13 protein-coding genes and 1 pseudogene are annotated in these 14,065 nt (G+C 37.9%); 7 read left to right on the forward strand and 7 right to left on the reverse strand.

Annotated features, from left to right (window positions below; genetic code table 11):
* Positions 1-242: pseudogene (locus G3O08_RS20935) on the forward strand (IS4 family transposase); the annotation flags it as partial.
* Between the two features lie 120 nt (positions 243-362).
* Here G3O08_RS20935 and G3O08_RS16825 read toward each other — a convergent pair.
* The 7 genes from G3O08_RS16825 to G3O08_RS16855 form a co-directional block, all read right to left on the reverse strand.
* Positions 363-1,277 carry a hypothetical protein gene (locus tag G3O08_RS16825; protein ID WP_163286626.1) on the reverse strand — a complete coding sequence of 305 codons (915 nt, stop codon included), beginning with the start codon at positions 1,275-1,277 and terminating at the stop codon, positions 363-365.
* 40 nt (positions 1,278-1,317) lie between these two features.
* The gene (locus G3O08_RS16830) at positions 1,318-1,890 is read right to left on the reverse strand and encodes a hypothetical protein (RefSeq protein WP_163286627.1); all 573 of its coding nucleotides are present in this window, start codon (positions 1,888-1,890) and stop codon (positions 1,318-1,320) included.
* A 37-nt stretch (positions 1,891-1,927) separates the two neighbouring features.
* On the reverse strand, positions 1,928-2,110 hold the full coding sequence (locus tag G3O08_RS16835) for a hypothetical protein (RefSeq protein ID WP_163286628.1): 183 nt from the start codon (positions 2,108-2,110) through the stop codon (positions 1,928-1,930).
* A 448-nt stretch (positions 2,111-2,558) separates the two neighbouring features.
* Positions 2,559-3,473, reverse strand: coding sequence for a hypothetical protein (locus G3O08_RS16840; protein ID WP_163286629.1), 915 nt, complete (start codon positions 3,471-3,473; stop codon positions 2,559-2,561).
* A gap of 40 nt (positions 3,474-3,513) precedes the next feature.
* Complete coding sequence (locus tag G3O08_RS16845) at positions 3,514-4,086, reverse strand: hypothetical protein (protein ID WP_163286630.1); 573 nt, start codon at positions 4,084-4,086, stop codon at positions 3,514-3,516.
* 272 nt (positions 4,087-4,358) lie between these two features.
* Positions 4,359-4,946 (reverse strand): hypothetical protein, encoded by a 588-nt coding sequence (locus G3O08_RS16850; RefSeq protein ID WP_163286631.1) that lies wholly within the window; start codon positions 4,944-4,946, stop codon positions 4,359-4,361.
* 75 nt (positions 4,947-5,021) lie between these two features.
* Positions 5,022-5,462, reverse strand: a complete 441-nt coding sequence (locus G3O08_RS16855) for a hypothetical protein (protein ID WP_163286632.1) — start codon at positions 5,460-5,462, stop codon at positions 5,022-5,024.
* Between the two features lie 370 nt (positions 5,463-5,832).
* Here G3O08_RS16855 and G3O08_RS20940 point away from each other — a divergent pair, with 370 nt between their 5' ends.
* The 6 genes from G3O08_RS20940 to rfbC all read left to right on the forward strand — a co-directional run bounded on the left by G3O08_RS20940 (position 5,833) and on the right by rfbC (position 14,065).
* Positions 5,833-6,555, forward strand: coding sequence for a helix-turn-helix domain-containing protein (locus tag G3O08_RS20940; protein ID WP_204336918.1), 723 nt, complete (start codon positions 5,833-5,835; stop codon positions 6,553-6,555).
* A 278-nt stretch (positions 6,556-6,833) separates the two neighbouring features.
* On the forward strand, positions 6,834-8,690 hold the full coding sequence (gene asnB / locus G3O08_RS16865; RefSeq protein ID WP_163286633.1) for an asparagine synthase (glutamine-hydrolyzing): 1,857 nt from the start codon (positions 6,834-6,836) through the stop codon (positions 8,688-8,690).
* Positions 8,691-9,046: 356 nt separating this feature from the next.
* Positions 9,047-10,225: a glycosyltransferase gene (locus G3O08_RS16870; protein ID WP_163286634.1), complete on the forward strand. Its 1,179-nt coding sequence runs from the start codon at positions 9,047-9,049 to the stop codon at positions 10,223-10,225.
* A 41-nt stretch (positions 10,226-10,266) separates the two neighbouring features.
* Positions 10,267-11,049, forward strand: a complete 783-nt coding sequence (locus G3O08_RS16875) for a polysaccharide biosynthesis/export family protein (RefSeq protein ID WP_163286635.1) — start codon at positions 10,267-10,269, stop codon at positions 11,047-11,049.
* Between the two features lie 5 nt (positions 11,050-11,054).
* A complete protein-coding gene (locus G3O08_RS16880; protein WP_163286636.1) occupies positions 11,055-13,517 on the forward strand; it encodes a GumC family protein in 2,463 nt (820 codons plus the stop codon).
* A complete protein-coding gene (gene rfbC, locus G3O08_RS16885; protein WP_163286637.1) occupies positions 13,517-14,065 on the forward strand; it encodes a dTDP-4-dehydrorhamnose 3,5-epimerase in 549 nt (182 codons plus the stop codon). Before G3O08_RS16880 ends, rfbC begins: the two co-directional genes overlap by 1 nt.

Raw genomic sequence — 14,065 nt, forward strand, 5'->3', positions numbered from 1 at the left:
AAACGCATCTACAAGAAATAGAACGTATAGAAAAACTAATACTGCTGGTTATGATGGCTTTGGTTTGGTGTTATAAAGTTGGTATCTATCTGCATCAAAATGTAAAACCAATAACAATAAAAAAACACGGCCGCAAAGCAAAAAGTATCTTCAAGCATGGATTAGACCATGTAGCAAGCTGTTTGTTAAATCCTAAGAATCAGAACAATATGGATATATATCAATTTTTGTCATGTACTTAGATTCTTTTATTAACTGCGGTTTTCAACTCAAAATTATAAAACGTTCGGTTGAATTAGCAATATGATTGCAATGTAATTCTTAATTTTAACTTATGGGGGGGGGGTAAGAGTTAATAGTTGTTAAATACTTACATAAATAAAGGGTTTTTGTAAATTGCTATTCCCGCAGCCGTACTCTATTGAAACTGTAGCACCATGATTGGGAATTGAGGGATGTGGTATATACAATACTTGGTCGGGGCCGCCATAGTATTTTGGTAGGCCACCTGTTTTATCTATTATTTCATATAAAGACTTTGCGTAATAAGTTGAAGCGTCAGTATAAGTAACTTTAAGAGTGAGATATTTTTTGCCGGGTGTTGACCAAGTTAGCTTTTTATCAACTCCGAAAGTCATTGTTTGATACCCTGAACCATTATCAAAATCAATCTCAATAGTCGTGATCGATTTTCCGGTATTGCTCCTGAAAAAATCAGTGTCTATTCTAAAATTTTGAGAGAGTAAGTCATCAACACTGTTTTTCTTCGGGCTAAATGAAAATATTTCATGAGCCTCATACGGTGAAGTGCTTCGGTTTGCCACATCATGCATTTGACCATTTTGTTCGGTTATCAGCGAAGTTACCAAAGCAGAATCTTCGATAAGTTTGTGATACTTAGCGTGAAGAATTAGGATAGGTACCACATCAGCATGGAGTAGGCTGTCAGCCTGTGGTTTCCAATTTGCAGTTACACCAAGCGTGCTTGTGCTTGTAACTTTAGACGTTACCATGGTGCCATATTGCCGAAACCAATCACCGTACTGGATTAAGGTGTCAGCATTAGATGCGCCATCAAAATCGGCAACATTCATTGTTTGCAAGCCACGATCTAAAAGAAGTCCGGAGGTAACTTCTGTAAAATCTAAGGGTGCAATAAGATAATCCATCTGGTCGCTAAGCGACACATTGGGTGGTTGGGCACTTACTGAAAGTGCTGTTACGAGCAGCAGAAAATAAGACATAGTTATCCCTGCAATGAAGTTTTTAGTTTTCATGTTATTGGTTTTTAAGTGATTAAGAAATAATTAAAATTATTTACCAGATGTTTGGCACCTTAAATCTAAAGGCACCATCTGTAACGTGTATTATTGAGTCGTTTTCTTCATTTGCGACTGTAAATTCAAAAGTTCCTTCTATTTTGCCAAGCTTTTCAGTAACAGAGTCACGGGGTGTGAAAGCTGTAATATTCATGGATCCAGAGATTAGTTGATCATAATAGAACATTCCTTCAACAATTTCTCCCGGTACAGATTGTACTATAGGTGAACATGAATCCGCAAAGGCTGGTTCCAAAAAATCCAAGTACCCTGTATTTGGATTCATTCCAAAAATCCTAAGAGCAATAGCATTGTAAGTAGGGCAATCAACACCTGAAAGCAAAAAATATCCTGCATCAATCCCTGCTGTAGCTTCTTTGTAATAATAGAAACTCAAATTATTACAGTTGAATGTCCCTGTGGGATTAAACTCCACCCCATTTATTTTGCAAGTAAAATATTCTGCAAAATTACCCTGATCGTCTGATTGTAAACCATCATCATCTTTGCAACATGAAAAGCTTGTAGTGAGTATGACGCTAATTAAAAATAAGTATCGTATCTTTTTCATAATGATAGATATTAAGTGATTAAATAAATGAAATTGTTTACCAGATGTTTGGCACCTTAAATCTAAAAGCACCATCTGTTATTATATGTATTATTAAGTCGTTTTCTTCATTTGCAACTGAAAATTCGAAAGTGCCTTCTATTTTTCCAAGTTCTTCTGAAATTGAATCTTTAGAGGCAAAAGTTGTAATATATCTGCTTCCAGAAATTAAGCTGTCCATGTTGATTACATAAGTTCAGAGTTCTATAAAGAAGACTATATTTTAGTAATTAGATCACTTGAAATATAAGCAAGTTTGCCTAAACTCAAAGACTCTCGTAAAAGTATAAAAAATGGATTTGTTCAGTTGGGTAAGCGCATCATTTGTAGCTGATGTTGAGCCGTATCAATGAAAAAATTAGAGAGTCCAATTTTTTGCGAGATGTTTTATGAAGCAGAAGATTTTACCTAAACTGTATAATTTAGGAAGGAAGAAACTAAATTTTAAAATGTAAAATTAAGTTTTCTTAGTTGTTTATCCATAATCAGGTGTTTTTAGAATTGGCTATTCTTTTATTAACTGCGGTTTTCAACTCAAAATTATAAAACGTTCGGTTGAATTAGCAATATGATTGCAATGTAATTCTTAATTTTAACTTATGGGGGGGGGGGGTAAGAGTTAATAGTTGTTAAATACTTACATAAATAAAGGGTTTTTGCAAATTGCTATTCCCACATCCGTAATCTATTGAAACTGTAGCACCATGATTGGGAATTGAAGGATGGGGTATATACAATACTTGGTTGGGGCTACCATAGTATTTTGGTTGGCCACCGGTTTTATCTATTATTTCATATAAAGACTTTGCGTAATAGGTCGAAGCGTCAGTATAAGTAACTTTAAGCGTAAGATACTTTTTGCCGGTTGTTGACCAGGTTACCTTTTCATCAACTCCGAACGTCATTATTTGATATCCTGAACCATTATTAAAATCAATCTCTATTGTCGATATAGTTTTTCCGGTATTGCTCCTAAAAAATTGAGTGTCTATTCTGAAATCTTGAGAGAGCAGGTCATCAACACTGTTTTTCTTCGGGCTAAATGAGAATATTTCCTGAACCTCATACGGTGAAGTGCCTCTGTTTATCACATCATGCATTTGACCATTTTGTTCGGTTATCAGCGAAGTTAACAACACAGAATCTTCGATAAGTTTGTGATAATTAGCGTGGAGAATTAGGATAGGTACCACATCACTACGAAGCAGGCTGTCGGCTTGGGGTTTCCAATTTGCAGTTTCACCAAGAGTGCTTGTGCTTGTAACTTTTGATGTTACCATGGTACCATATTGCCGAAACCAATCACCGTACTGGATTAAGGTATCGGCAATTGTTGTGCCGTCAAAATCGGCTACATTCATTGTTTGCAAACCGCGATCTAAAAGAAGTCCGGAGGTAACTTCTGTAAAATCTAAGGGTGCAATAAGATAATCCATTTGGTCGCTAAGCGACACATTGGGTTGTTGGGCACTCATTGAAAGTGCCGTTACGAGTAGCAGAAAATAAGACATAGCTATCCCTGCAATGAAATTTTTAATTTTCATGGTGTTGGTTTTTAAATGATTAAGAAATAATTAAAATTGTTTACCAGATATTCGGTACCTTAAATCTAAAGGCACCATCTGTAACGTGTATTATTGAGTCGTTTTCTTCATTTGCGACAGTAAATTCAAAAGTTCCTTCTATTTTTCCGAGTTTTTCAGTAACAGAGTCCCGAGGTGTGAACGAGCTAATATTCATTGATCCTACAATCAAACTTTCATAATGAATTATTGTAGAGCCTGTCTCAATATGAGCATTTCTATAAATAGGAAAACATGAATCAGCGTATGTAGGAAAGTTAAAATCTAAAAATCCCACATTCGGCTCCACCCCTTCAAATCTTAAAGCAACAGCTTCTCCAGTTGGGCAATTCCTACCACTTATAACCATTGAACCAGCTGGAACACCGCCAGTTTCTTCCTGATAATAATAAAAACTCAAATTATTACAATTGAATGTTCCTGTGGGATTGAACTCTACCCCATTTATTTTGCAAGTAAAATATTCAGAGAAGTTTTCGTTTTCATCGCCCGGTTTGTTGTCATCATCTTTGCAACATGAAAAGCTGGTGCTTAACAATATGAGTACTGTAAAAATTGTTTGGAATTTAATCATGACGCTAATCTATTATGTTTAATAATGAAGAGAATTTCAACTTTTTAAAGTTCGAGGTTCTTTTTTGATCTCACAATACTCCTTTCGGAGTATTTTTTGGTTTTGTTGATTTTATTCCGGCATTGATCTTTTCTTCCGATATCTTCACTAAATTGGTACACTTCAGCCCATAAAATGATTGATCTACGATTAAAATGCATCATATTTAACAAAAGAGCCATTGACTTGTATCCGGCACCATTATCAAAATCAATCTCAATAGTCGTGATAGTTTACCCGGTATTGCTCCTGAAAAAATCACGGTCTACTCTAAAATTTTGAGAGAGTAGGTCATCAACACTGTTTTTCTTTGGGCTAAACGAGAATATTTCTTGAGCCTCATACGGTGAAGTGCTTCGGTTTGGCACATCATGCATTTGACCATTTTGTTCGGTTATCAGCGAAGTTAACAACACAGAATCTTCGATAAGTTTGTGATAATTAGCGTGGAGAATTAGGATAGGTACCACATCACTACGAAGCAGGCTGTCGGCTTGGGGTTTCCAATTCGCAGTTACACCAAGAGTGCTTGTGCTTGTAACTTTTGATGTTACCATGGTACCATATTGCCTAAACCAATCACCGTACTGGATTAAGGTATCAGCAATTGATGTGCCGTCAAAATCGGCAACATTCATTGTTTGCAAACAGCGATCTAAAAGAAGTCCGGAGGTAACTTCTGTAAAATCTAATGGTGCAATAAGATAATCCATTTGGTCGCTGAGCGACACATTGGGTTGTTGGGCACTTACTGTAAACGCCGTTGCGAGTAGCAGAAAATAAGACATAGTTATCCCTGCAATGAAATTTTTGGTTTTCATGGTATTGGTGTTGACGAAATCAAAGATTTATCAACATCTTCGATTTTTAAATGATTAAGAAATAATTAAAATTGTTTACCAGATATTCGGTACCTTAAATCTAAAGGCACCATCTGTAACGTGTATAATGGAGTCTTGATTGGCAATTGTGAATTCAAAAGTTCCTTCCAACTTTCCGAGTTTTTCTGATATTGAATCCCTTGGCGTAAAAGTTGTAATGTTCATGCTCCCAGAAATTAAACTATCCATTTCAATTTCATAACCAGGTTCAATATAATGTATAAAAGCAGGGCTGCAAGAATCCGCAAATGAAGGTTGTAAGAAATCAAGGTAGCCGGCCTGATGTTCCATACCAAAGAGTCGAATTGCCATAGTTTGAGACGCTGGGCAATCTTTACCAAAAATCACCATGTACTTATCGTCTAAACCTCCTGTATTTGCACCGTAGTAATAGAAGCCCAAATTGTTACAGTTGAATGTTCCTGTGGGATTGAACTCTCCCCATTTATTTTGCAAGTAAAATACTCCGCAAAACTATCCTGATCGTCTGATTGTAACCCATCATCATCTTTGCAACATGAAAAGCTTGTGCTTAACAATATGAGTACTATAAAAATTGTTTTGAATTTATTCATGACGCTAATCTATTATGTTTAATAATGAAGAGAATTTCAACATTTTAAAGTTCGGGGTTCTTTTTTGATCTCTTAATACTCCTTTAGGAGTATTTTTTGGTTTTGTTGATTTTATTCAGGGGGTAGCTATTTTTTTTAAAAAGGGTTCACTATTGAAAAAAGATGAAATGAAAATTAACTTTTAGAAATATCATTTTGAATTACTAAGATTTCATGTAATTTTAAGCCCGTTATGAAAAAAATGGATTGCTATGGATTCTCAAGAAATATTTTCACTGGCATCAAGCCTTCGCTTTAAACCCGGCTCAGGAATTAGCTTTGATAAGGTTACTAAACCTGATTATAAATTATTTTCGGCAACCCAGCCTGTGTATATTTGTAATTTACTTACTGGTGAAATCTTGTTCAAAAAAAATTTAGAACTGCTTTTTCAAAATTCAGATCAGATTTCGTCGTTTGAAGAAATAAACGATTTTATTCATATTGATGATAAACCTAAAGTCTTCCATATTGTAAAATATACATTGGCATATCTACGTGATAAAGGTATAAATCCTTCCGCGCATCTGTCCATCTCCTATCGGATTAAAACGCACACAGAACGATACATGCAAGTGAATAGAATTTCTCAAATGATCAAAAGCGTATCACAGCGTCCCTCTTTGAATTTTTCATCTCTGAACCTAATTCCCTGCTTTCAACTAGAAAAACCCGTTCAATTCGGATGGTACGAAAAGGGTGTTGAAGATAAAGATCATAAAGTATTCGTTGAAAATCAGTGGCCAGCTATATTTTCCAAACGGGAAACCGAAATTTTGGAACTTCTAAATACCGGCCAAAAATTTTCTGATATAGCGGCTTGTCTTTTCATTTCAGAAAAAACGGTTAAGAAACATATTAGTAACGCCCGAAAGAAAGTACCTCAAGAGAATAAAAATTCTCTGCTTGAGTTTTTTGAAGAGAGTAAGCTCTAATAATAATTGGCGCATTTCTCACAGAGTATTTTGCTGCTTTACAGTTTGCAAAACTCTCCCATTTAGAAAATATCCTTCAAGAAATATTTATATTATTAAGTTTATTTCTTTTGATCAAAATGGAATGAAATTCAATGCTGTGCTCAGATAATGCGTTGCACCCACAAAACTGATCACCCATGCATTTAGTTTTAAATACCCTTCCATTAAAAAGTCTTGACGCAAGAAATCGAAACAACAAACATTTGGTATAATTTCACCCAAATTTTTGTAAAGCTTTGTGTGGAATAGCCGGAATATGGAATTTATCTGTGCCTCAACAGCAAGATGCCGAAACGATAACCAAAATGGTGAGGTGTATTGAGCGGCGTGGACCCGATGCCCAGGCTATTTCCAAAAGCAATGCCAGCATTTTCGGGCATACCAGGCTTTCTATTATCGATGTAAATGAGCGATCGAATCAGCCAATGAGCGATAGCTCGGAGCGTTACACCTTGGTTTTCAATGGAGAGATTTACAATTACAAAGAGCTGAAGGCCGATCTTGAAAGGAAGTTTAATACTCAGTTCATTACAAATAGCGATACCGAGGTTTTGCTTTATGGCTTGATTCATTACGGTTCTGGGTTTATTCAAAAACTAAATGGCTTTTTTGCCTTTGGGTTTTACGACACCGAAAAAAATAGCTTGATTGTAGCGCGAGACCGGTTCGGTATCAAGCCACTTTACTATCAGCAAAGCGAAAATCGATTTATTTTTTCGAGTAGCCTCACTGCCCTGATGCAGGGAATTGACAAGCCCGAAATCTGTCTCGCTAATCTGGCCACCTACTTGCAATTGAGCTATAGCCCCGCTCCTGCTACGATTTTAAAAAATGCATTTAAACTCATGCCGGGCACTTTTCTGAAATTGGATAAGAGTGGCATGAATGAAACCCGCTACTACGAAGTGCCTGATACTGCGCCTTTCGGCGAAAGCCAAAAAGGAAACGCCGTTGACCAATTTAAATCTCTGCTTGAAAAATCTGTTCAAGACCGCCTTCAGGCTGATGTGCCACTGGGTACTTTCTTGAGCGGTGGTTTTGACTCTTCTGTAATAGCACTGCTCGCGAGTCGCGATAAACCGGATATTCCTGTGTTTACGATTGGTTTTCCGGACCAGCCGTTCTACGACGAAAGCGATCGGGCCAAAGCTATTGCCCGCCACCTGGGGTTAAAACCGCATATTATCAATCTGCGCGAAAGAGAAATTGATGAAAAGCTGTCCGATATCCTGGATGCTTTTGATGAACCATTTGCAGACTCTTCAGCTATATTGGTGAATATTCTTTCAGAATATGCAGCCAAAGAAGTAAAAGTGGCGCTAAGCGGCGATGGTGCCGACGAAATAATGGGTGGCTACAACAAGCAGCGCGCGCTCTTAAGATCCATAAACGGAGGGCTGATTAATTCTACTTTGAAAGCTACCCAGCCACTTTGGGAACAGGTGCCGGAATCGAGGAACACGAAATGGCTTAACCGCTTTAGAAAATTAAAACGCTACAGTACAGGTCTGGACCAGGGTTTTTCTGACCGCTATTTTGAATGGTCAAGCTTTACGCCGAGAGCTCTTGTAAATGAACTCATTATAAATCAGACCAAACCTAATTTGCCCGATCTAAAAATCGATTCTGCTGATTTCAATACTGTTTTAGAGGCAGATTTAAATCTGGTTTTGCCTAACGATATGCTCCATAAAGTTGATTTAATGAGCATGCACCAAAGCCTCGAAGTCCGGGTTCCATTTTTAGATCACAATCTAGTCGACTTTCTCTTTAAGCTACCGGCTTCAGAAAAGATCAATAAAAACAAGGGAAAAATCATTTTGCGAAAAGCCTTTGAAGACGAGTTCCCAAAGGGGTTTTTCAATAAATCAAAAAAGGGATTTGAAGCTCCGCTCTCGCACTGGTTGCAAGGACCTCTTTTGCCTTTTTCTAACCAATACCTCAGCAAAACGTTTATTGAAAAGCAAGGAATATTTAATTTTGAATTCGTTAAAAAGCTGGAGATGAAAGCCAAAAGTAAATTTCCGGGAGATACTCCACATTCCGTTTGGGCGCTTCTTGTATTTCAATATTGGTATGATAAGCATTTTTGAAATTAAGGTGGATAGTTCTGTTAGTGTATTTTATTCTCCGCTGACTTCATCAATACGTGCTCCGCAGGGTATCGACCCTGCGGCACTAATTCATTTAACTAAATTCAGTTAAGATCAACACCTCCGCGTTTTTTAACTGTATTTCCGCGGGGTGGATACCCACGCGGAGCGCCACGGTTGAAATTTTATATATTTCGACAAATTAATTTAAAAGACCTCAAAGGTTGGCTCGCTTCTGTGCTTGGACATATCTTATCTCCAAAACCTTATGAGGTCTTAACCGAGCTTATTGCTTCCTCAAGACTAGCGACTCGAGACTCGCGACTTTTATTTATCTTCGCGCTGCAATTTGCTTTATGCCCCGAATTCTTAGAATTATAAACCGATTTAATCTGGGAGGTCCTACCTACAATGCTGCGTATTTGACCAAATACCTGCCAGATAATTATGAAACCTTGCTTCTGGGCGGAATGAAAGACAGTTCAGAAGACAGCTCTCAATTTATTGTTGAAAATCTGGGTATTCAACCCATGGTGCTTTCTGAAATGAAGCGGGCAATTAATCCGTATCAGGATTATGTTGCTTACAAAAAAATCAAAGAAGTAATTCGCGATTTCAAACCGGATATTGTGCACACGCACGCCTCAAAACCGGGAGCACTTGGCCGATGGGCGGCGCATAAAATGGATGTTCCGGTTATTATCCACACCTTTCATGGCCACGTATTTCACTCGTATTTTAATTCGGCAAAAACTGCCTTTTACAAGAAGTTGGAACGCAAACTCGCTTCAGTGAGTACACGCATTATCGCCATTAGCGAAAAGCAGAAATACGAAATTGCCACAGAACACAATATCTGCCCACCAGAAAAGGTAGAAGTAATTCCATTGGGGTTTGACTTGCAACGATTTCAGGACAATATTGAAGAAAAAAGAGCCGTTTTTCGGGAAGAGTTTAAACTTCAGGATTCAGATATTGCCATAGCGATTGTGGGAAGGCTGGTGCCGATAAAAAATCACGCACTATTTTTGAAAGCTTTAAAATGGACGCTGGCAAGAACCCCGAAAAGGGTAAAAGCTTTTATTGTGGGCGATGGTGAATCGCGAAGCGAAATAGAAGACTTGTGCAGCAAGCTGGATTTATCGTTCAGCAGCGATTCTGAAGATGATGTAGATGTTTACTTTACCTCTTGGGTAAAAAATGTAGATTTTGTAAATGCAGGAGTTGACATTGTGGCACTTACGTCAAAAAATGAAGGAACGCCTGTAAGTCTTATAGAAGCCCAGGCGAGCAATAAAGCTATCGTTTCCACAAATGTTGGTGGAATTGAAAATGTGGTTTTGCCGGGAGAAACTGCTTTGCTAAGCGATATTAATGATGAAGAAAATTTTCAAATAAACCTGCTCGAAATGGTCAACAACGACCAGAAAAGACTCGAGTTTGGGGAAAAGGGATGGGAATTTGTAAAGAACAAATTTCATTACGAACGACTTGTGAAGGATATTACAAAACTTTACGACAGTCTATTGCCATAAATTTAATACTTTCGGCTATTAATTCTGAATCTATACAACGCATGAGGTACGTGCTCTTTTGGTTTCCCATGGCCATATTATTGGGAAGCTGCACAGTAAATAAAGACATACTCTTTAAAACGCCTACTGATTACGCGTATGAAGATCTGCCCGATTCGCTCGGCTCGGTGACTCATATAACGCCGAATAATATTTTAACCCTCAATTTCTTTACCGGAAATGGACATGTTTTGATAGAAAGCGGCTTGGGATCATCAACGCTAACAGGAGGTGGCAGCCAAAACAATAATGGTAATTTTGCCCGGAACCAGATGTCTTATCTGGTAGATAACGATGGCACAGCAAAATTGCCGGTTTTGGGAAGGGTAAAGCTTGAAGGCTTGAGCATACGAGAGGCTGAAACTAAGCTGGAAGAAATGTACACCTTGTACTACAATGAGCCGTTTGTAATACTTACAGTGAGCAACAATCGGGTAATTGTATCGCCAGGATCGGGAGGTACAGCTCAGGTAATCACCCTTACAAATGCAAACACGACTTTATTTGAAGCGCTGGCATTGGCCGGTGGTGTGGCTGATCGTGGTGTTGCAAGCAAAATAAAACTGATTAGAGAAAACAAAGAAACGGGGGGGCGCGATGTGTATCTTATCGACCTTTCTACAATAGATGGGCTTTCGCAAGCCGACTTAATTGTGCAACCGAACGACATTATTTACGTTGAACCGCTTCCACTTATTGCCAGCGAAATTGTGAAAGAAATTGCACCGGTTATTACTCTTATTACGACTACTGTACTTATCATTACACTTGCCAGAAGCTTTTAGACGGAATGTATAATGAAGATATAAATAAGCTCAATAGCAATTTTGACAGCTATAGAGAACGATTAACCAATTTCAGCAATGAATTTGAGCTTGGTCTGTTTCTTCATATTCTTAGAAAGAATTTTTACCTCGTGGCCATTATTATTTGTGTGGCATTGGTGGGGTCGTATATATACCTGCGTTATACTGCTCCGGTGTATGAGGCACGCACCATTATTCAGTTAAGCAATAAAGACAATGCAAAGCAAATACTGAATGTAAATCAGTTTTACGAAGACAATACCATTCTTGCCGAAATAGAATTGATGAAGTCAAAGCTTCTGGTAACACGGGTTGTTAAGCAATTGCCGCTTGAAATTTCGTATTTCGAAAAAGGAAAAGTGCTTACCGATCAGCGCTATCCTACTTCTTCATTTGTTCTGGAATTGATTGCCATAAAAGATTCGTCCATTATGGATACTCCGATATTCGTTCATTTCAATAAAGACAATACCTTTCAACTAAAAGTAGGCGAAAGAAACCTGGGAGAGCAGGAACGTGTGGGCAAATCGGTTTCAAATAAATACTTCGATTTCAAATTATTAATCATCGATGCAAATCATTACAAACGTGTGGATAGCGGTGAAATTGAATTTTATTTTAAGCTAAACCGCGCCGGGACCCTTGCCAGCTCATACATACGGCAGATGGGGATTAAAATTTTGAACAGTACCGCCCAGACCATCGAGATAAGCCTGAAAGATAATAATCCGGGAATTGCCCGTGATTTTGTGGTGGCTCACTCTTCAGAATACATTCAGTTCGATTTGGAAAATCGCGAGAAAAGCGCAAAAAGTATACTAAAATTTATTGATAGCCAACTCGATACAGTTTATCAAAATCTACGCGATTCAGAACTACAGCTAAACGTTTACAAAAAAGAAAACAAAATATCCAATCTGGATAATCTGGCGACTTTATACTTCGACTATTTCAGACAATTTGAAGATGAAATGGTTCTTGTAGACCTGGAAACCAATATGTTGAATCAGGTACTGAAGGCTATAGATGAGGGTAAAGACGACGGAATGAACGTTTACAGTATCATTCCGTTGCTTACTGGTACCAAATACGAATCGTCTATTGCAACGATGCTCGATAAGCTTCGGGAGCTTTTGGTACAACGCGAAGAAATTCAATATGACCTCAAAGAAACCAGCTCCCGCATTCAATCTCTTGATTACAGCATTAATATTCAAAAAAACCTAATTGTTGAAAGTATTAAGTCGGCGCTTGATAAGCTAAAAATTCGCAAAGATTTTTTGGAGTCAAAAATTGCAGAATATGAGGCTAATTTTGGAACGCTTCCAAAAAAGGAACTCGAATATGCCAGATTAAAGCGACTCTTTGATATTAACGAAAAATACTACACCCTTCTTCTGGAAAAGAAAACCCAGTACCGCATTTCTCAAGCCGGTTATGTGCCCGAAAATAGAGTTCTGGAGCAGGTTATTAGTAGCAACGAACCAATATCGCCGCAAAAAGGGCTTATTACTTCAAGCGCAATCGTTATAGGTCTTCTAATAAGCATGGGCATTATTATTATCAAATATTTAATGCACAACAATATCACGTCGCTCAGCGAAATTACCAAGCTTTCTAATGCATCAATTTCTATTTTGGGAATGATTCCAAAATACAAGAAAGATATTCCCACTTCGCAATTGCTTATTGACAAGAGTCCGAAATCAATGATATCGGAAGCTTTCAGGAGTCTTAGAACCAACCTACAGTTTATGGGCGAAGTGAACCCAAACGAAGATGCTCGTACAGTGGCTATTACCTCTACCACATCTGGAGAAGGCAAAACCTTTGTAGCCATAAATCTGGCGGGAATTATAGCCTACTCCGGTCAGCGTGTAATCGTTATTGACCTTGATATGCGGAAGCCAAAGATTCACCTCGGCTTCGACGTTGATAATATCAGAGGAATGAGTACGGTTCTTATTGGAAAATCGCCTTTAGAAGATTGTATCCAGCATAGCAAAGTAGATAATTTGTCTTTTATCACTGCTGGCCCCATCCCTCCAAATCCGGCAGAGTTGATTATAAGTCCGAAAATGAAAGAGGTACTTGCACAACTTAAAAAGGACTACGACGTAATAATCATTGACAACCCACCCGTTGGTCTGGTTACAGACGGAATACAAATGATTAAAGAAGCTGATCACCCCATTTATATTTTTCGTGCCGATTTCTCGAAAAAACAATATGTACAAATGGTTGACCGGCTTATAAACGAGAATAATTTGCACAAACTGTCTGTTGTACTTAATTGCGTAGATATTGACAGAAACAAATATGGCTACAGTTACGGGTATGGATATGGTTATGGATACGGATATGGCTACGGATACGGCTATGGATACTACGACGATAGCAAAAAACAATCTGATGGAAGCTGGTTTAATAGAATATTTAAGAGTTAATGCAAATAGAAAGATTTGAAATTGAGGGGTTACTTCTAATCAAGCCCCGCGTGTTTGAAGACAATCGAGGCTATTTTTTTGAGAGCTTTAACAAACAAGATTTTTTTGCTCATGCAGGACTTGACTTAAACTTTGTTCAAGACAATGAATCAATGTCAAATGCCGGTGTTTTGCGCGGGCTTCATATGCAGGCACCCCCACACGAACAGGGCAAGCTGGTGCGTGTTGTACAAGGAAAAGTGCTCGATGTAGCCGTGGATATTCGCAAAAAATCACCCACTTATGGGCAGTACCATAGTGTGATTTTATCGGGAGAAAATAAACATCAGTTTTACATTCCACCCGGATTTGCGCATGGCTTTGCAGTTTTAGAAAACAAAACCGTGTTTTGCTACAAGTGCACTGGTTATTACAACAAGGAAAGTGAATTTTCCATAAAATGGAATGATGCCGATATTAAGATTGACTGGGGAATAAAAATTCCTATACTTTCTGAAAAAGACGAAAAAAACAGTGTTTCTTTAAACACGTTTAATTCACCATTTTAA

This window comes from Cryomorpha ignava (assembly GCF_010686655.1).
In the GTDB taxonomy this organism is placed as follows: Bacteria; Bacteroidota; Bacteroidia; order Flavobacteriales_D; family Cryomorphaceae; genus Cryomorpha; species Cryomorpha ignava.

Bases quoted from the DNA above. Each gene is read 5' to 3' on its own strand.
- rfbC (WP_163286637.1), top strand. From the start codon at position 13,517: ATGCAAATAGAAAGATTTGAAATTGAGGGGTTACTTCTAATCAAGCCC.
- G3O08_RS16845 (WP_163286630.1), bottom strand. From the start codon at position 4,086: ATGATTAAATTCCAAACAATTTTTACAGTACTCATATTGTTAAGCACC.
- G3O08_RS16835 (WP_163286628.1), bottom strand. From the start codon at position 2,110: ATGGACAGCTTAATTTCTGGAAGCAGATATATTACAACTTTTGCCTCT.
- G3O08_RS16830 (WP_163286627.1), bottom strand. From the start codon at position 1,890: ATGAAAAAGATACGATACTTATTTTTAATTAGCGTCATACTCACTACA.
- G3O08_RS16870 (WP_163286634.1), top strand. From the start codon at position 9,047: ATGCCCCGAATTCTTAGAATTATAAACCGATTTAATCTGGGAGGTCCT.
- G3O08_RS16880 (WP_163286636.1), top strand. From the start codon at position 11,055: ATGTATAATGAAGATATAAATAAGCTCAATAGCAATTTTGACAGCTAT.
- G3O08_RS20940 (WP_204336918.1), top strand. From the start codon at position 5,833: ATGGATTCTCAAGAAATATTTTCACTGGCATCAAGCCTTCGCTTTAAA.
- G3O08_RS16825 (WP_163286626.1), bottom strand. From the start codon at position 1,277: ATGAAAACTAAAAACTTCATTGCAGGGATAACTATGTCTTATTTTCTG.
- G3O08_RS16850 (WP_163286631.1), bottom strand. From the start codon at position 4,946: ATGAAAACCAAAAATTTCATTGCAGGGATAACTATGTCTTATTTTCTG.
- G3O08_RS16875 (WP_163286635.1), top strand. From the start codon at position 10,267: ATGAGGTACGTGCTCTTTTGGTTTCCCATGGCCATATTATTGGGAAGC.
- G3O08_RS16840 (WP_163286629.1), bottom strand. From the start codon at position 3,473: ATGAAAATTAAAAATTTCATTGCAGGGATAGCTATGTCTTATTTTCTG.